The sequence below is a fragment of the Candidatus Eremiobacterota bacterium genome (assembly GCA_031082125.1).
Classification (GTDB): Bacteria; Vulcanimicrobiota; CADAWZ01; order CADAWZ01; family Ess09-12; genus Ess09-12.
Window position 1 is genome coordinate 16849 of record JAVHLM010000006.1, and the last position, 16952, is coordinate 33800.

The 16952-nt window shown below is 51.0% G+C and carries 17 protein-coding genes; 6 read left to right on the top strand and 11 right to left on the bottom strand.

Features of this window, described 5'->3' with window-relative positions; all coding sequences use genetic code 11:
* Positions 1-7: 7 nt before the first annotated feature.
* The 5 genes from neuB to RDV48_08310 are packed head-to-tail and all read right to left on the bottom strand — an operon-like array spanning position 8 to position 4876.
* Positions 8-1009 (bottom strand): N-acetylneuraminate synthase, encoded by a 1002-nt coding sequence (gene neuB / locus RDV48_08290; GenBank protein MDQ7822775.1) that lies wholly within the window; start codon positions 1007-1009, stop codon positions 8-10.
* Positions 1006-1647 (bottom strand): acetyltransferase, encoded by a 642-nt coding sequence (locus RDV48_08295; GenBank protein MDQ7822776.1) that lies wholly within the window; start codon positions 1645-1647, stop codon positions 1006-1008. The genes neuB and RDV48_08295 overlap by 4 nt, the downstream gene beginning before the upstream one ends.
* On the bottom strand, positions 1644-2720 hold the full coding sequence (locus RDV48_08300) for a nucleotidyltransferase family protein (GenBank protein ID MDQ7822777.1): 1077 nt from the start codon (positions 2718-2720) through the stop codon (positions 1644-1646). The genes RDV48_08295 and RDV48_08300 overlap by 4 nt, the downstream gene beginning before the upstream one ends.
* The gene (locus RDV48_08305) at positions 2713-3915 is read right to left on the bottom strand and encodes a LegC family aminotransferase (protein MDQ7822778.1); all 1203 of its coding nucleotides are present in this window, start codon (positions 3913-3915) and stop codon (positions 2713-2715) included. The genes RDV48_08300 and RDV48_08305 overlap by 8 nt, the downstream gene beginning before the upstream one ends.
* Positions 3890-4876 carry an NAD(P)-dependent oxidoreductase gene (locus RDV48_08310; GenBank protein MDQ7822779.1) on the bottom strand — a complete coding sequence of 329 codons (987 nt, stop codon included), beginning with the start codon at positions 4874-4876 and terminating at the stop codon, positions 3890-3892. Before RDV48_08310 ends, RDV48_08305 begins: the two co-directional genes overlap by 26 nt.
* Positions 4877-5242: 366 nt before the next feature.
* On the opposite strand from RDV48_08310, the gene RDV48_08315 reads away from it, so the two are divergent.
* On the top strand, positions 5243-5572 hold the full coding sequence (locus RDV48_08315; protein MDQ7822780.1) for a type II toxin-antitoxin system Phd/YefM family antitoxin: 330 nt from the start codon (positions 5243-5245) through the stop codon (positions 5570-5572).
* A gap of 73 nt (positions 5573-5645) precedes the next feature.
* Here the strand turns inward: RDV48_08315 and RDV48_08320 are convergent, their stop codons facing one another.
* The 3 genes from RDV48_08320 to RDV48_08330 all read right to left on the bottom strand — a co-directional run bounded on the left by RDV48_08320 (position 5646) and on the right by RDV48_08330 (position 6737).
* The gene (locus RDV48_08320; GenBank protein MDQ7822781.1) at positions 5646-5801 is read right to left on the bottom strand and encodes a hypothetical protein; all 156 of its coding nucleotides are present in this window, start codon (positions 5799-5801) and stop codon (positions 5646-5648) included.
* A 25-nt stretch (positions 5802-5826) separates the two neighbouring features.
* Positions 5827-6036, bottom strand: a complete 210-nt coding sequence (locus RDV48_08325) for a DUF2442 domain-containing protein (GenBank protein ID MDQ7822782.1) — start codon at positions 6034-6036, stop codon at positions 5827-5829.
* A gap of 125 nt (positions 6037-6161) precedes the next feature.
* The gene (locus RDV48_08330) at positions 6162-6737 is read right to left on the bottom strand and encodes a Uma2 family endonuclease (protein MDQ7822783.1); all 576 of its coding nucleotides are present in this window, start codon (positions 6735-6737) and stop codon (positions 6162-6164) included.
* Between the two features lie 174 nt (positions 6738-6911).
* On the opposite strand from RDV48_08330, the gene RDV48_08335 reads away from it, so the two are divergent.
* From RDV48_08335 to RDV48_08350, 4 genes are read left to right on the top strand one after another with little or no spacing between them, the layout of a single operon-like run.
* Positions 6912-7745 (top strand): aldolase/citrate lyase family protein, encoded by an 834-nt coding sequence (locus RDV48_08335; protein MDQ7822784.1) that lies wholly within the window; start codon positions 6912-6914, stop codon positions 7743-7745.
* Complete coding sequence (locus RDV48_08340; GenBank protein MDQ7822785.1) at positions 7738-8400, top strand: acyltransferase; 663 nt, start codon at positions 7738-7740, stop codon at positions 8398-8400. Before RDV48_08335 ends, RDV48_08340 begins: the two co-directional genes overlap by 8 nt.
* Positions 8401-8411: 11 nt before the next feature.
* Positions 8412-9182, top strand: coding sequence for a 3-deoxy-manno-octulosonate cytidylyltransferase (locus tag RDV48_08345; protein MDQ7822786.1), 771 nt, complete (start codon positions 8412-8414; stop codon positions 9180-9182).
* Between the two features lie 13 nt (positions 9183-9195).
* Positions 9196-10176 carry a class I SAM-dependent methyltransferase gene (locus RDV48_08350; protein MDQ7822787.1) on the top strand — a complete coding sequence of 327 codons (981 nt, stop codon included), beginning with the start codon at positions 9196-9198 and terminating at the stop codon, positions 10174-10176.
* A gap of 19 nt (positions 10177-10195) precedes the next feature.
* Here the strand turns inward: RDV48_08350 and RDV48_08355 are convergent, their stop codons facing one another.
* Positions 10196-11764: an O-antigen ligase family protein gene (locus tag RDV48_08355; protein ID MDQ7822788.1), complete on the bottom strand. Its 1569-nt coding sequence runs from the start codon at positions 11762-11764 to the stop codon at positions 10196-10198.
* 106 nt (positions 11765-11870) lie between these two features.
* Here RDV48_08355 and RDV48_08360 point away from each other — a divergent pair, with 106 nt between their 5' ends.
* Complete coding sequence (locus RDV48_08360) at positions 11871-12233, top strand: hypothetical protein (protein MDQ7822789.1); 363 nt, start codon at positions 11871-11873, stop codon at positions 12231-12233.
* A 68-nt stretch (positions 12234-12301) separates the two neighbouring features.
* Here the strand turns inward: RDV48_08360 and RDV48_08365 are convergent, their stop codons facing one another.
* Positions 12302-13201: an ankyrin repeat domain-containing protein gene (locus tag RDV48_08365; protein ID MDQ7822790.1), complete on the bottom strand. Its 900-nt coding sequence runs from the start codon at positions 13199-13201 to the stop codon at positions 12302-12304.
* A 174-nt stretch (positions 13202-13375) separates the two neighbouring features.
* On the bottom strand, positions 13376-15994 hold the full coding sequence (locus RDV48_08370; GenBank protein ID MDQ7822791.1) for an IPT/TIG domain-containing protein: 2619 nt from the start codon (positions 15992-15994) through the stop codon (positions 13376-13378).
* Positions 15995-16952 lie beyond the last annotated feature (958 nt).

Below are 16952 nucleotides of genomic sequence, written 5' to 3' on the forward strand. Positions count from 1 at the left end.
AGATTATTTACAATTCAATAAGCTCATCGAGGTCAAAATCCCTCTTTGCATACTTTCCAATCACACTGTCCCAGAAATGAGGTGAAATACCGGTCCCCGGCCTCTTCACTGCAAGGTTGGTAGCAGTGAAGCGGTCGCCTTTTCTGATTTTTTCTGAGGCCACCAGGCTTTTTCTTATTGATTCCATGTTCTTCAGCTCGCCTTTACCTGGCGCCTTAATGCCGTTTCCCATCGCCAGTTCTACGTTCCTTATCGATTTCACCAGAAGGGCAAGTTCCCCAGGCTCAAGCGACGCCCTGTGATCGGGTCCCTCCAAGGTTTTATCAAGCGTGAAATGCTTTTCCAGCACCTCTGCGCCGAGGGCCACGGCGGCAAGAGCCACTTCTATGCCCTCAGTATGATCGGAATAGCCCACTTTCACCTTGAAGGCCTCCCTGAGAGTCTCCATTGCAAGGAGGTTTACCTCCTCAAAGGGAGCAGGATACTCGGTGGTGCAGTGGAGGATCGTGATGCAATCTCTTGCAGTGCCGGCCTCTGTGAGTACCCCGAGGGCCTGCTCAATCTCCCCAAGAGTGGCCATCCCCGTCGAGACTATCAGCTTTTTCCCCAGGGCACCGATCTTCCTGAGATAGGGGATATTGGTGATCTCCCCCGAGGGGATTTTCAAAGTCGCAAGCCCCAGGCCTGCAAGGAGATCTATGCTCTCCAGGTCAAAGGGTGATGAGAGAAATTCTATGCCCTTTCCCCTGCAATGCCCGAGGAGCTTTCGGTGGTTCTCCTCGTCAAGCTCGAGCCTCTTGAGCATGGTGAGCTGGGATTCTGCCTCGCCGGTCGTCAATTTCTGATACTCGGCCTTCCCTGCATGGCGGCAGACTAGGCGCTCCGATCGGAAGGTCTGGAACTTTACGGCATCGGCACCCGCTTCACAAGCGGCATCAATGAGCCTCATCGCAAGGCCAAGATCGCCGTTGTGGTTCACTCCTGCCTCGGCAATGAGAAATACGCTCATGAGCCCTGAGGAAATACCTGCCTCCCCGTCCCCTGCGCCCCGTCGCCGGTGCCCGATTTCACCATGCTCTGGGCCCTTATAAAGCTGTTCTCTGCGATGACTATCTCATGGCGGGATACGGCGCCGCTCCCGATGAAGGTATTTTTCCCAACAATCACACCGCCATTTACGATGGCACCAGGGGCGATGTGACAATGATCGCCTATGACGGCGTCATGCTCAACAATGGCGCCTGTATTGACAATGCAGTTCTTTCCCACGGAAGCGCCGGCATTCACCAATGCATTGTGCATGACAATAGTCCCCTCCCCGAGGCTCGCATGCCTTGAGACATAGGCGCGGGGAGAGACTATCACCGCAAAGGAGCCTCCAAGATGCTTCACCATCTCGAAAAGCTCTCTCCGCCTCTTGGGTGACTCAATCTGGCCGAGGGTGACCAGGAAGAAGCAGTGCTCGCCAGTGTACTGCTTTATCTCCTCATCGGTGCCCAGTACCGGGTAGCCCAGGACTTCCCCGCCTACTTTCTCAGGCTTGTCAATGATCCCCCTCACGGTGAACTCACCATGAGACTCAATGACGTCAATGCATGACCTGCAGTGCCCGCCGCCGCCGATGAGCAGAAGGGATTTTCCTGTCATGTCCCTATCCTCTTAACCAATTTGTGAAGGCCCTCAAGCTGGCCTATGTCAACCCATGATTTCTCTGACACAGGATAGACGCCTATCTTTTCATTTTCTGCAAGGAGCTGCGTAATGAGATCGGTCATGTCGATAACAGTGCCGTCGGCGATTTTCTCAAGCACCGGGGGCTCCAGCACATACATCCCGGTGTTGACGAAATAGTCAAAACCTGGCTTTTCCACCAGGGAGGTGAGCTGCCCGTCAATGGATATCTCGCAGATACCGTAAGGGATGGTGATGCGCTTGATTGAGCCCACGATGGTGATTTGATGGGAGTTTTCCTTGTGAAACTTAAGAATGTCACCGTAGTCGGCATCAATGAGGATATCGCAGTTGCTGAGGAAGAAGGTGCTTCTGAGGGAGTTTCTCATCAATGAAAGACTCCCTGCTGTCCCCATAGGCTTCTCCTCAAGTATGTAATGAAGCCGGTAGGAGCGCTCTATCGACTCGAAATAGCTCTTGATTATCTCTGACTTGTGATGGAGCGAAAGATAGAACTCGTCGCAGCCGAACTCAATGAAACGCTCTATGATAAGCTCCACGATAGGCACATCTCCCACAGGGATAAGTGCCTTGGGGAGAATTCTTGTATATGGCGAAAGCCGCGAGCCTTCCCCTCCCGCCATCACAACGACTGGGATGGCGCATTGCTCGCCTTTCCTCAGGGAGAAAGCCCTGTCGGAGATCATCCTCCAACTGATGACCTGCACAATCCTCTCTTCGCCGTCTACGAGGGGGAGGTACTCAATGCCTCTGGTGATCATTATGGTTCTTATCTCTTCCTTGTCGGGCTTCTTCTCTATTTTTATTGACGTAGGCGTGCGATACATAGCCTCTCCAAGAGTGGCGTCAAGGGGCCCGCCGCCGAGGATCCAGCGTCTTACGTCGCCGTCGGTGGCCGTGCCGATGAGGCGCTCCTGCTCGTCAACGATGAAAAGGATCTTTTCCCCCTGGATATCCATTCTCTGGAGGCCGTCTCTTACGGTGAGCTCAGGGCCCACCTTGATCTGCGCAAGCTTGCTGCTATCCATTGGCTTTTCCCATAATCTCTATGAGCGCTGTAGTGACTTGTGCCACATCATTTTCCGTGAGGCCTGTGCCTGAGGGGAGGCAGAGGAGCTGTTCCCGGAAAAGAAGGGCTTTTTCTATCCGGTAATGCTGATTGTCATGGTATGGTTTCTGCAGGTGGTTCAGCTCCCAGAGGGGGCGCGTTTCAATCTTTCTTGCGGCAAGCGCTTTCATCACGGTATCTCTGTCAATACCGCAGAGATCTTTATCTATAGCCACCGCAGTAAGCCAGAAGTTGGGGTCTGCTGTGTTGGGGGCCCCGATGAAAGAGAGCCCCGTCACTTTGCCAAGCTCTTTCTTATAGAGGTCTCGGTTTTTCTTCTTCACGGCTTTGAATCGCTCAAGATTCTCACACTGTGCAAGCCCCAGGGCTGCCTGGGTGTTGGTGAGGCGGTAGTTATAGCCTGTCTCGTGATGAATGAAGCGCACCTCATCGTCCTTTGCCTGGGTAGTGAGATAGCGCGCCCTCCTGGCATGATTCTCATCATTGGTGAGGATCATGCCGCCACCGCCTGAGGTGACAATCTTGTTCCCGTTAAAAGAGATGACTCCCAGATGGCCTTCCGTGCCGGTATGGACCCTCCCGCGACTTGTGGTGCGCCATGAGCCGAGACTTTCAGAGGCGTCTTCCACCACTTTCAGGGAAAACTTTTCTGCAATGCTCAGAAGGGCATCCATGTCGCAGGGAGTGCCGAAGACATGGACCGGCACCAGAGCTTTCAGCATTCTCCCGGAGCTCCTGTTCCTGAGGCCAAGAGCAGTAAGCTCGCATTCCTCTTCGCAGAAGCGCAGGACTTTCCCGGCATCAATATTGAGAAAATCGTCGCAGTCCATGAACACCGGCTCCGCGGAGAGGTACCTCACGGCATTGACCGGTGCTATAAAGGTCACCGCGGGCACTATGACCTCGTCTCCCGCCTCGACGCCGGCAAGCCTCAATGCCACATGAAGCCCTGCGGTGCCGCTTATGCACGCCACCGCATACATGGCGCCCGTATAGCCTGCAACAGCCTTTTCAAAACGTGTCACAAAGGGGCCTGCCGTCGAGACCCACCCTGTATCGAGGCACTCCTTGAGATAGCTCCACTCATTGCCGCAGAGGTTGGGCACCGAGAGGGGTATCATCTTCCTGTCAACTGTTGTAGTATCTGCGGTCATTCGGATCTTGTATCCTTTTATCCCTGAGAGCTTCATAGACTTCCATGATCCCCCCGGGGACAGTCTTTGTAATGGTAAAGCCGAGAGTGTCCCTGATCCTTGAGAAATCAACACGGTAGTCCCGGGGGTCCTCGGCCTTGTGGACATACTTTACCGCGGTGTCAGGGAGCACTTTCAAGATTTCATCGGCAAGCATCTTCTTCTGGTAATTCTCCCCCGTGTCGCCGACGCCGAAGACCTGGCGCCTCACTTTTTCACCGTCGCTCACAAGGACCAGGAGGCAGGCGCGGGCAATGTCACTTACATGGCAGTATGGGCGCCAGAACTGCTCGCCGTAGATGACCAGCTCTCTATTGAGAAAGGCATCTTTCACAAACTCGTTGACGGTGAGGTCAAAGCGCATCCGGTGGGACAGACCGTACACCGTGGCGAAACGGAGCGACGTGGGGATGAAATCAGCACGGGCCGGCGCCCCGAGAATATACTCTTCAAACTTCACTTTGAGCTCGGCGTAAAGAGAGACGGGCCTCAGAGGAGAGTCCTCATGAACGAAGCCCTCGCCTTCCATCTTGCCATAGTTGCTGCAGGTGGAGGCGAAGAGAAAGCGCTTCACGTGATCTTTTGAAAGGCAGAGGTCAAAAAGCCTTCTAGAGGCCTCCCAGTTGGTCTCCCTCGCAAGATCAGGATTTTTCGCACAAGCGGGATCGCCTACAATCGCCGCGAGATGGACCACGGCGCCGCAGTCCTCAAGAGCTATTTCGAGATCAGCTTCGTTTCTGATGTCACCCTTAACGAGCGAAAAGGCGGGGTGCCCCTGCAGGGTGTCGAGAGACCCGCCTCCGAACGTGAGGATATCGAGGCCCCTCACTAAATAGCCCCTTTCGACAAGCAGGCGCGAAAGCGTCGAGCCGATATAGCCGGCGGCGCCTGTGACAAGAACGGTCTTTGTGGGTTCTGACATACTATTGATTCGTTATGGAAAAGCCTGCTCTTTGATAATTGGCTACAGAGGACAGGGAGGCAGATAATTCCGCCTTGACCACCCTGGCGGAAAAAGAAAAAGCTCCGCCATAGATGCGCCGCATGAGGCCATCATGGTGCAGCTGGTCTCTTCTGTTATCTCTATATCTCTTCATTCAAAGAGGGAAACCTGTAGAGAATTCGATTTCGGAGTCTGTATTCCTCTAATATCGCTCATTCTGTTATAGAAACACGACAAACTAACCCCAGGTGCGCCAGGATCTCTGCTTAGATTTGCCATGGACTTCTTGACGCTCCTGGGGTTGCCCGAGGGAGAAGAGAAAATCGTTTACAGGGGTCACGCGATATGGTACTATATATACAGAAGTCACCAAAGCTGGAGGCCTTTGTTATGGCGGAAAAAATGATAAAAACAGGCAAGGTGAGGGCTCATCTGGGCAGGATCATGGAAGATGTGCACTACAAAGGGGACAGCATTATCATAGAAAGAGGAAAAAGGCAGATTGCCGCCATTATCTCAATCGAAGAATACAGGCTGCTGCAAAGGCAGAGGGAAGAGGACTTCTCGGTAATCTCCGGGCTATGTGACCGGAATGCCGATCTTCCACCCGAAGAAATCGAAAAGGATGTCCACGAGGCGGTGAAAGACGTAAGAAGAGCCCGTCACCGCACCTGAGGCGCCTCATCTCCTGCACAGGCACTCTTTTCCTGCGAATCGGGCCTTATGGCGGCATTATGGAAGCAAAGGGCTATATTTTTTCGACAGCTTTCTCGATGATTGCCGTCACGGTGGTTCCCTGCTTCTCGGCCTGGGTTTTCAGCTTGTCGAGCATCTTCTGAGAGAGCCTCAGCGTAAATGGTTTCTTGTTCTCGCGCTCACCCGCTCTGACCTGCACACCGGGCACCGGCATCCCTCCTTGTGGCCGTTCATCACGACGCTCCCTTCCAGGCCTCAACGACTCTCTTCAAAGGTACCGCTCCCTCATAAAGAGAATCAGGGCAGAAGTCAATGTCATGCTCCGGCCACCTCAGGGCGCCGTGATCTATGGTGACCCGGCTGAATGCCTCAATATTCTTGATGGGCTCCATCGATTCTCCCCAGAGCTCAGGCTCGAAGTCAAAAACATTGACTGAGCCCATCGTTAAAGGTGAGAAGCAGCAGATACTCTGAAATATGCTTCACATCAATGATTTTATGCTCGTGCATTCCTGGCCTTCCTCATATCCTCACTGCTGGCTTTATGAGCGATAAAGGGAAAGTGGGGTTACTGTCTAAAAACCTCTCTCATATCAATGGCAAGATCGCTGAACAGGCCTGGTCTCACGGTGTCATCGCGGGAGTATATCTCAGGCTTTCCATATTCCTTGTTTTCCTGAAGCTTGAATATCATCAACGTCATGTCGGCCTGGCTTACGATCCAGTATTCCTTCACTCCATGCTTTTCATAGAGGGAAAGCTTCTTGATGTAATCATAAGAGGCGGTCTGGGGAGAGGATATCTCGATGATCAGGTCCGGGCTTCCGAGGCAGCCTTTCTCATCGAGTTTTGCTCTATCGCAGACGACTGCGATATCGGGCTGCACCACCGTAGTGATATCGCCGTCTTTTTCTCCCTCTCCGGCAAGCCTCACGTCAAAAGGGGCGCAATAGACTTCGCAGAGCTTTCCCTCGAAATAATTGTAGAATTTGCTTGCAAGGGCAAGCAGAATCTTCTGGTGCATTCTCGAAGGTGCTGGCGTCATGGCGTAGAGCGTTCCTTCAAGCACCTCGAACCTCCCCTCATCGGGGCAGCTCAGATAATCACCATAGGTAAAAGGCTTTCTGCTCCCTGCCTTATCCATGCTTAGCGGCCTCACTTTTTCACAAAGCTGAGTAATTCCCAGTTCTATTATATCATTTTGACTTCGCGGTGAACAGATTCCGCCCTCATAATTTTCAAAGTAAGTTTACAGCCATCTGAAGCCTTATTCTGAAATCGGGATTTCACTGTCGAAGAAGTGCATGAAGGGAGGATATTGTCACTCATCTTCTCGAATATTCCCTCGCTCATTTACAAATTTTATGTGACAGGTGGCGCTATAGTGATTCATCTCAAAAACAAACTTGCAGCACGAGAATACTCTCCCGGGTCCTGGATTACCCTCGCCCATACTTCCATAGCAGAGATTATGGCCAGAGCCGGGTTTGAATGGCTCACTGTAGATATGGAACATTCAGCGATATCACTTCCAGAAGCACAGCAGCTCATCCAGGTAATCGGGCTCTGCGGCGCCGTTCCCCTCGTAAGGGTGGGAGAAAACAACTCCCTTCTCATCAAGAGGGTTATGGATGCCGGCGCCGGGGGCATTATTGTCCCCATGGTAAACTCGAAGGAAGATGCAAAGAGGGCTGTTGCTTCTGTGCATTATCCTCCTTCAGGGAAAAGGGGTGTGGGGCTTGCAAGGGCGCAGGGTTATGGTCTTGACTTTCCTGCCTATAAAGCATGGGTTGACAGGGAAAGCATTATTATTGTACAGATTGAGCATATTGATGCAATTAAAAACCTGGAAGAGATTCTTGCGACACCGGGTGTTGATGGATCTATTATCGGTCCCTACGATCTTTCTGGTTCCCTCGGATATCCCGGAGAATTTGAGAGGGTTGAGGTAAAAGAGGCACTGCATACTTATGAGCATATATGCACCTTGATGAAAAAGCCCATGGGATTCCATATAGTGCAGCCCGATGCTTCAAAAGTCGCTCACTATAGAGAAAAAAACTACTCTTTTATTGCCGTGGGTCTTGATACCCTTTATCTTGCGGAGAAATGCCGGGAAGTTCTTGCCAGGAGCGCGCCATCGCATGAATGAAGATAGACCAGCTCCCTCAGAGCATCGATCTCTGAAAATAGCCGATTATATTTCTTATGCTTATCTCACCTTTCAGCGTGTGCTCTCCCTTTTTTTCTCTACCGCGGTACTGAGGCTCACCGCGGCTATTTTTGGCATTACCATAGGAAAAGGCACGAAATGCTGGGGTTCCGTTCAGCTTTTAAGATGGCCTGGCTCAGAGATCACCATTGGCAAGAATGTGACCATTGTCTCTTCTTCGCCAAGAGCTACTGCATCATCAATCTATGCACCCACACGGTTCAAAACGCACTCTCGGTCCGCAAGGATCATCATTGAAGACAGGGTCGGGCTCAACGGCACTTCCCTTTGTGCCCGCTCAAAATCCATCACAATTGGAGAAGGAACCATGATAGCTCCCAACGTGACAATCATGGATTCGGATTTTCATGCCCTGTGGCCGCCGGAAAAGAGACTGACTGCTCCCTCAATGGAAGAGGACCGGGATGTGCTTATCGGCCGGAATGTGTGGATTGGAACGCAATGCATAATTCTGAAAGGAGCAGTCATTGGTGAGAACTCCGTTATTGCAGCGGGAAGCGTCGTAAGAGGCGAGATCCCCCGGGGCGTGCTCGCCGGCGGAGTGCCTGCAAAAGTAATTCGGACATTGCCGTAAAGGAGGATTGCATGAATATTATTGGAATTATCCCCGCACGAATGGCTTCAAGCCGCTTTCCCGGGAAACCGCTTGAAAAGATACTTGGGATGCCCATGATAGGCCATGTCTATTTCAGAAGCGCTATGTGCCCCTCGCTCAAAGAAGTCTATGTCGCCGGCTGCGACAGGGAAGTTGAAGAATATATGGCCTCTATCGGTGGGAAATACATCCTCACAAAGGATACTCACGAAAGAGCTTCTGACAGAACTGCCGAAGCGATGCTCTCGATAGAAAAGAAGACCGGTAAGAGAGTGGATATCCTGGTGATGATACAAGGTGATGAGCCTATGCTTCATCCCGAAATGATAGAAGAAGCTCTCAAACCAATGATTGATGATAACACCACCAATGTGGTGAACCTCATGGCGCCTCTCAAGACAAGAGAAGAACACAACGATCCCAACGAAGTAAAAGTAGTAACGGATCTTCACGAGAATGCCCTTTACTTTTCTCGGGAGCCCATTCCATCGTGGAGAAAAGGCGCCTCCTCTGTGCCCATGATGAAACAAGTGTGCATTATCCCTTTCAGAAGGGACTTTCTCATTACCTTCAACAGCCTTACTTCGACACCGCTTGAAAAGGTAGAATCTGTTGACATGCTGAGGGTTCTTGAGCATGGCTACCAGGTGAAAATGGTGCTCTCAACCTTTGATACCTACAGCGTTGATACTCCTGAAGACCTCAGGAAAGTGGAGCAGTTAATAGGTAGCGACAGTCTAATAAAATCATACTGCACATGATGGAGAAGAAGCAATGAAAGAAAATGATATAAGAAAGCGGGAGACCTTCGATAGATACCTTGAGCTTGTCAAAAAGGATTGTGCGGTCTATTTTGATAAGTCAGCGTTCATCACGGTCGCCTGCCCTGCCTGCGGAAGCATCTCCCAGAGGGAAGAATTTGAAAAAAGCGGCTTCATGTATGTCACCTGTAATGATTGTGCCACTCTTTTTGTGAACCCGCGGCCGCCCCAAAAGATGCTCTCGCGCTTTTATACTGAGTCGCCATCAACCTCTTACTGGATAAACGAGTTTTTCAAGCCTGTCGCCGAAGCGCGAAGGGAAAAGATTTTCAAGCCAAGGGCGGCACATATCGGAAAGTACATTGAAAAGGGCCGTGCTAAAATAATTGGAGATATTGGTGCCGGATTCGGCATCTTCCTTGAGGAACTGAGAAAGATTATACCGGACCTCACCTGTGTCGCCATTGAGCCATCTCAGGAAATGGCACAGATTTGCAGAGATAAGGGATTAATCGCACAAGAATCTTCAATAGAGGCTTTAGATGGATTTGTGAACCATTTCGATATTCTTTGCTCTTTTGAACTGCTTGAGCATCTTTTCGATATCAGGCAATTCATGGAGAAAGCCCGTAATCTTCTCTGCAAAGGCGGTCTCTTATACCTCACCACGCTCAATGCAATGGGATTTGATATTCTCACCCTCCGGGAGAAGTCAAAAAGTGTTTCACCACCCCATCATCTGAATTTTCTGAATCCACGTTCAATAACACTGCTTGCGGAAAAGACCGGCTTTACGGTTGAAGCGCTCTCCACGCCGGGCGAACTTGACTGGAGCATTGTAGAAGGGATGTACTATGAAGATAATATTGCCATAGGACATTTCTGGGAGTATATGGCCGCCCATCGTGAGGAGGAATGCAAGAAAGAATTCCAGGAGTGGCTCAAGCGCCACAAGTTGAGCTCCCACATGAGAGTGCTGCTGAGAAAGCGATGACTCTCCTTCCGTCTTTCTGTCACTGCTTATTATCAGGAGCTATCTTTTTCATCAATGCTTGAGAAAGCTCATGCTCCGGATAAATCTCCAGCGCTTTCTCCAGATTTTCCCGGGCGCTGACGGAATCTCCCATTCTCATATTGACAACAGCGATATTGTAGTATATGTCATAAGCTCTGGGATAGATATCCAGGCCCTTGTGAAAGCACTCCTTTGCCTTGTCATAATCACCAAGCGTGCCATAAAGCTTGCCGAGTTCACCGTAGTAGTTATAATTATAAGGACTCCGCTCAAGAGCTTTCCTGTAATAGTCCTCCGCTGCGAGCGAGTAACCTACATCGCCTTGCCCAACAAGCATCGCATAGAAATTCGCCAGATGGGCACATGCCGAGGGATCCCATGGATCACGCTGTATTGCAGATTTATACGATTGTATTATCTCCATCTTCAACTTCTCATCAAGCATTCCTTTCTCATAGAGCTGCTCAAGAGCTTTCCCTCTGTAGAGATAATAGGAGCTTTCACCTGGATTATAAAGGAGGGCCTTACGATAAAATTCCTGCGCGATATCGGGGCGCTTCACCTTCTCGCAATGCTTTGCAACACATACAAAATAGCTTGCCATTGCGATTCGCACAGACTGAATAAACAATACAATTGAGAATATGGCGATGATTATTACCACGACCCCATGAAAGAGCTTTCTTTTCCCTGTATTATCTGTGCCCCGGTTTTTTTTACCTTTTACCGGTGACACCGAAAGCTCTTTTGTATATTCAATACCGATGAGAGCAATGAAAAAATACCAGTAGAGTGCTGTAGATACTGTGGGGAAAAGGAAAAATATATGCACAAGATACCCGGCACCGCATGAGAGAATTGCAATCCATTTAAGCCTTATTTCCGAGTCGGTCTCTCTTATCTTTCGAGCCAGGCAATATATGAACGCCGCCGCTATGGCGAAAAATGATATGAAACCAAGTATTCCCGTTGATGAAGCCGCCTCTAGAAATTCATTATGGCAGGAACCCATGAAAAGCTCCCGTGACCTCATCGCAAGGGATTCACTCCCCCTGTAACGCAGGTAGGCATAAGAAAAAGTTCCCGGGCCCGAGCCAAGAAGAAGATGGTCCCTGAAGATCTGACCTGCCATTCTCCAGAGATGCTCTCTTCCCCCCGTGTAACCGAGAGGCCATTGAATGTATTTTCTCAGAACCCTCTTGCTGAAGGAAAACTCATTCCCTTTCTTCCGTTCATATACCAGGCAGCCCATGGCCATAAATAATAAAAGCAGAACAATAACCGCAAGCTGCTTTTTAAATCTGCCCAGTTCCTTCCATAATATGAGAAAAAATAGCATATGGGAAACTAGGCAGGCAAGCCACGCTCCCCGGGAATAGGTAAGATAGAGCGCCGCAACGCAGATGAGCCATATGGCAAGATATGCGTATTTTTCAACTTCTGCCGGCCGATGATCAGGCATTCGCGAAGACTGCCGGAAATACTCCCTCAGATAGAGAAAAAGCGGAATGGGGACCATAGTTGCAAGATAGCCGCCAAGATAGGTGGGGTTCCCGAGGGTACTCATGCCGCGCGATGTCACTAATTCAAGGCTTTCCCACTCCAACGGGAAAATCTCAATCCCCCCATGTTGAAATAATGCATAGATGGCGACAAGAAATCCGCTGATACTTATGGTCTTGAAGTACGTTACTGAATCTTTGTTTACAAGAAATTGCACCCATATAAGAAACAAAAGTGTGTATAAGAGATATTCCGAGACTTTTCCTCCGCTTACACTCCAGTTGCCTGTCAATGCCGATGACAAAAGAAGCGTAATAAAATATGCCGTCACCGGGATGATCAAAAGAAGCGGCCATGTCCTTTTCTTTTCACCGGAGAAAAAGCCATGCACCGCAACAGGCACCATAACAGAAACAAAGAGCTTCAGGAGAAGCTCTTTCGAGACAAGAAAAGTATTATGGAAACAGGGAATAAAGATAAGTGGAACGCCGGCAAGAAGCGCTATGGTAGTGAAATATATGTATTTCTCATGATCAATCTTTATCCGGGTCATTCACCACTCTGTTTTTATCTCTCCATGAGAGCACTGCAAAGCCAATGCTCATTTGTTGCTTTTCCCGCCGTGGGCGCGAATAAGTTTTGATACTTCTTTGAATTCAGGGTTTTTCTCTGAGTAATCAAGGGGTGTCTTTTTCCCATTGTCAAGAGCATTCACCGGCGCTCCCCTGGCGATAAGATAATCGGCGCAGTCCTTCTTACCCCATATAGCCGCACCATGAAGGGGTGTCTGCCCTTCCTTGTCCTTGTGATCGAGGGCCGCACCTTTCTCTCCTAGCAGCTTCACTATCTCCAGATTGCCTTTCTGAATGGCAAAATATATCGCTGTCTTCCCTGCTTTATTAGCTGCATTGACATCCGCTTCTTTCTCCAAAAGAAAAGAAACCATATCTTTGCGCTCCCAGCCTGCTGCGGACATCAGCGGGGTATGGCCTTCCTTATCGCGAACATCTACGTTTGCTCCTTTTTCCACAAGTAACTCGGCGACATCCTTTCTCCCCTTCATGGCCGCCTGAAAAAGAGGAGTCCACCCCATATTGTCTTTCGTATCCACCACAGCGCCTTTATTAATAAGAAATTCAACGGTATCCCTGAAACCAAACGAAGCCGCCACAATAAGAGGGGTCTCATCAAGCTTGTTTTTAGAGTTCACATCGCTGCCCAGGTTGACAAGGGTCTCTATCACCTCTTCGGTGACTACCTTTGAGCCATCGGTGGTAAATCGGGCAATGAGCGCTTCAAAAAGGGGAGTCCCCTGATAGCGGCTTTCCTTGTCCTGCTCCTTGAGGATTTCTGGATTCTTCTTCACAAAGTCCTTTATCGCCTTGATATCACCGGCACGAACTGCTCCGAATATATTGGGGTATTTCTTTGATTCATTACAAGAACTCATCAGAAAAGCGATAATTAAAACCATAGACATCGTGACTATATTTCTTTTCATAGTGACCGCCTCTTTCTCTGAAAAGTGCTCTTATTGTTCTCCCTGATGACAAGCCATTCCTCTTTTCCCGAGAAATAATTTTGGCGCTGTCCTCTTCAATGAGGCTTGCAAAAGCAAAACGCAGGGGCGAAAGCCCCTGCGCCCTGCTTTTACGCAGATACTGCGTGCTTCAGATTAACGATACTGGTTGAAGTACACTCTCGTGTTCTCCATGAAGAGTATCACAATCTGAGGTGTGCCGTTCATCGCGCATGCCGGTACGACAGCAGTGTTGAGAAGACCGGAGTTTGCGTCAAGATATGACGTTCCCGTTCCGCTCCAAGTCGCGGTCGACGGAGTGTAGGTGTTCATCTTGACATGGTTCACTGCGCCTGTGGCAGCACTTGATGTCTGGATGAAGCCGACTACTGCAAGAGTTCCAGCAGGATTCATCGAGAGTGAGGGCACGAAACAGCCCTGGCCACCGTTGACTGCGTCATCGATGCGTGTTGCGGTTCCCCACGTGCCGGTGCTGCCGGCGGCGCGGACATTCGCCCATACTCTGCATACGCCGCCTATGGCATCATTCTCATTGAACACGGCAAGAATCCGCCCATCGGATGTCCATGCGCACTGAGGCGTTGTGTCCGCAAGCCATGCCACATTGGCATCAACTGCTGCTGCGGCGCCCCATGCGGTGCTCGCCTGATCAAAACGAGCAACAAAGGCCTGAGGTGTTCCAGTTACCCACGATGCAGCCCCATTACCGGTAAGATCGTCAACTGCCAGTGCGGGCAATGCAGGAACTATTCCAATGTTTCCCGTGTTGGAAACATTTGTGGGAGATGCGGTCAGGGCTGGCGTGAAGCGTGCCGCTGCCCACGGGGTTGTTGCATCATAGGCGTAACGCCTTGCAAATACATTCAGCTGGCCGGGAACGGCAACCGTATCCTGAAGGAATACTACAAGACCGTTGTTATTGTTGTCAAATCCGACCTGCGGCCTTGCTGCACCAGCAACAGGAATAGCCACACTCACATCACCCATATAGAGAGGTGTAGCATCCCATGCCTGGAGCGTATTGTTCCAGAAGCGCGCGGTTATATTTGCATCTCCTGATGCTACTGTATCCCGGAAAACACACATCGCATTGCTGTTAGCCGAGAATGCAATGTCCGGGTTGTGAGTACCAGCACCTGCCGCTGTCACTGAGAGCGCCGTGGCATTGGGAGTCCAGGTATCAGTCGCCGGTGCATAAGCTGACCAGTATATCTGGTTGGTATTCGCGTGATGATATGCCGCCATGATGACGCCACTCGCATTCACGTCTGCTGTAAGATCTGTTATTGCTCCCACGCCAGGCACGGTCTGTGAACCCACCTGCTGAGCTGTCGTGGCCCATGCGGTGGTCGCGCTGGTGTAGCGCCTGGTCCAATAAACCACTGTTGCTCCGCCTGATGTTGAGTTTTCGCGCCAGAAAGTCACGCAGTCATTGGCATTTGCAGTTCTGGGATCATATACTACAAAGAATGCCCCAGCCTGGCCGCCAAGGTTGCCGTCCATCGTGAGGGCGCCTCTCCACGAAGCCGCGGCGCCGCCACCCGACACTACCACTGAGATGGTGGTTGTCTGGTTGCCGCTTGTGGTAAGGGTGAGTGTATAGGTCCCGGCTGTTGCGATTGCGGGAATACCGATGGCCACCGAAGTATTCGCCCATGTTGAAATGGTGCAGGTGGTGCTCGGCGTGCTGTTGATTGTCACAGTGCCCGCAGTGGTACCGAAGTTGGTGCCGGTGAGGGTTGCTGTGGTAGCTGTATTCGTTGTAAGTGCGAGCGAAGTCGGGCTCGTGATGCTGGGATCAGTGGCGGGGTTGTAAATTGTCGTTGAGTAAGCATTCGATGCCGTTGCGCCCGTCGGGGTCACCACCACGTTCACCGTTGCGCCTGCTGTGAGGCCGGTGGCGGGAGTGGTGCACACGATTGAAGTGGCTGCCCATGTGTTGGTGCCGCCAGTCGTTGTGCAGGCGAGGTTATTGATGGTCACCGCTCCGGCTGTGCCGAAGTTGGTGCCGGTGATGGTGATCTGGTTGCCGGGAACCACTGGCCTCGGGTTCACTGCAGTGATGTTCGCCGTGGTGGGTGAGCTGCCGCCTACTGTGTAGCTGGTGCCGGAGCTCACGCCGTTCTGGTTAGAGAACACGGAGATCTGGATAGCGCCTGCTGCTATGGTTGAAGGAATGTTGCAGATAATCGAGGTGGTACCATATGAGGTGATGGTGGTCTGGTTGGTGCTGCCGAACTTCACGTAGCCGGCTGTGCCGAAGCCAGTACCGGTGATGGTGATGGCCTGGCCCGCTGACTGGTTGGCAGGAAGAATGCTGCTGATGCTCGGGGTTACGCCCGAGGTGGTGGGGGTGACGGTGGTGCTCACACCTGACTGGGTGCTTGAGCCGTAGCTTGAGCCGTCAATAACCTTTACCACGCTGATGGTGTAGGTCTGGCCGTTCACCACTGTGCTAGGTATGTAGAATACGATCTGGGTGTCGCTCCAGCTCACGATGTAAGGATCGCTGACCGACACATTCTGGCCGCCGGCCGTATTTGAGGTAAGCAGCACGTAGCTGGCATAGGTCGCCTTGTAGGCGCTGCCGAAGCTGGTGCCGCCGAGGGTGCATACTGCACCGGGGGCCACTGAGCCCTGAATCGAGCAGCTCGTGATGGTCGGTGAGGTCACCGTAGTGCCGCCGCCTCCCCAGTAGTATCCTGAGTCTGATGTGCCGCCGCCGCCGCACCCGTTAAGTGCGAATACCAGCACTGCGAGCGTCATCAGTACTGCGAAAGTTTTCATTTTTTGCATTGAGTGTCTATCCTCCTTGGATATTAAAAATAATTGCACATTATATGTGCGTCCCCCAGAAAACATTTTCCCTGTAAAGGGGCTGACTTGTCAGCGCGCTATGGAGGGCGGATCGGGTCGTGCAGCTCGGAACCCATTTCTCCCTGGAGGGATCTCCTTTTTTCAGGAGCCCTGCCGGCCGCCTCTTTCCCACCGTCCTTCGAGCACTGCCCTTCAGGTCTTCCGACATCCTTTGTTTCTCGGAAGTCCTTCCGGGAGCCTCTCGCCCGGTGCTCCAGAGCGCCCCGTTTCATCATCAGTTACCACCCCCTCCCTTCCTATTTTGCCCTGGTGCGTATACCAGGTTAAGTTCGGGTGTATAAACCAGGAAGCGCATTTTCGCGTTAAGCGTCTTTCTATTCCTTTTTGTTGTCATGGTGCCGGGTGGCGTGCACACGATTGTCTTTGTTTAGTCTCCTGCGGCGCCCCACACCCCGCTGCCGCATGTAGTGACAGGGCAGAACCTGCCACAAAGTAAATTTAATTCTCCTTTGTCCTGCAATACTCCTGCTTGTAGAATTTTTTCCCCTGCTCCCTGTGGGAGCGGCCTTTCTGCCCGTTTAAGAAAAGTATAATTCGAGGGCGCGGAAAAATCTCCTTCTTGGCATATACTCAACAGGATTTTTTTTATTCCTCATTCTTCTCAATATGGCGCCTTTTTCCTGTATTGAATCTTTCATGGCACAAATTGTGGCATGAAGTTTACAAATTGGTAACATGGGAAAGGGCCATGGGACCATGGGTTTCAGGCATTGGTTTTTGGGAGAAGGAGATAAGAGCTTCTTTTTAGAAATTTTTTTTCACATGCCATGATCTATCTATAAAGAGAAACATGGACCGATAAGGGGGAGCCGGGGAAGAAGGCTCATGATCCTCT

What these genes read in the sequence shown, in the direction of transcription:
- neuB (MDQ7822775.1), bottom strand. Translation starts at nt 1,009, where the DNA reads ATGAGCGTATTTCTCATTGCCGAGGCAGGAGTGAACCACAACGGCGAT.
- RDV48_08295 (MDQ7822776.1), bottom strand. Translation starts at nt 1,647, where the DNA reads ATGACAGGAAAATCCCTTCTGCTCATCGGCGGCGGCGGGCACTGCAGG.
- RDV48_08300 (MDQ7822777.1), bottom strand. Translation starts at nt 2,720, where the DNA reads ATGGATAGCAGCAAGCTTGCGCAGATCAAGGTGGGCCCTGAGCTCACC.
- RDV48_08305 (MDQ7822778.1), bottom strand. Translation starts at nt 3,915, where the DNA reads ATGACCGCAGATACTACAACAGTTGACAGGAAGATGATACCCCTCTCG.
- RDV48_08310 (MDQ7822779.1), bottom strand. Translation starts at nt 4,876, where the DNA reads ATGTCAGAACCCACAAAGACCGTTCTTGTCACAGGCGCCGCCGGCTAT.
- RDV48_08315 (MDQ7822780.1), top strand. Translation starts at nt 5,243, where the DNA reads ATGGTACTATATATACAGAAGTCACCAAAGCTGGAGGCCTTTGTTATG.
- RDV48_08325 (MDQ7822782.1), bottom strand. Translation starts at nt 6,036, where the DNA reads ATGGGCTCAGTCAATGTTTTTGACTTCGAGCCTGAGCTCTGGGGAGAA.
- RDV48_08330 (MDQ7822783.1), bottom strand. Translation starts at nt 6,737, where the DNA reads ATGGATAAGGCAGGGAGCAGAAAGCCTTTTACCTATGGTGATTATCTG.
- RDV48_08340 (MDQ7822785.1), top strand. Translation starts at nt 7,738, where the DNA reads ATGAATGAAGATAGACCAGCTCCCTCAGAGCATCGATCTCTGAAAATA.
- RDV48_08345 (MDQ7822786.1), top strand. Translation starts at nt 8,412, where the DNA reads ATGAATATTATTGGAATTATCCCCGCACGAATGGCTTCAAGCCGCTTT.
- RDV48_08350 (MDQ7822787.1), top strand. Translation starts at nt 9,196, where the DNA reads ATGAAAGAAAATGATATAAGAAAGCGGGAGACCTTCGATAGATACCTT.
- RDV48_08355 (MDQ7822788.1), bottom strand. Translation starts at nt 11,764, where the DNA reads ATGAGTACCCTCGGGAACCCCACCTATCTTGGCGGCTATCTTGCAACT.
- RDV48_08360 (MDQ7822789.1), top strand. Translation starts at nt 11,871, where the DNA reads ATGGTCTTGAAGTACGTTACTGAATCTTTGTTTACAAGAAATTGCACC.
- RDV48_08365 (MDQ7822790.1), bottom strand. Translation starts at nt 13,201, where the DNA reads ATGAAAAGAAATATAGTCACGATGTCTATGGTTTTAATTATCGCTTTT.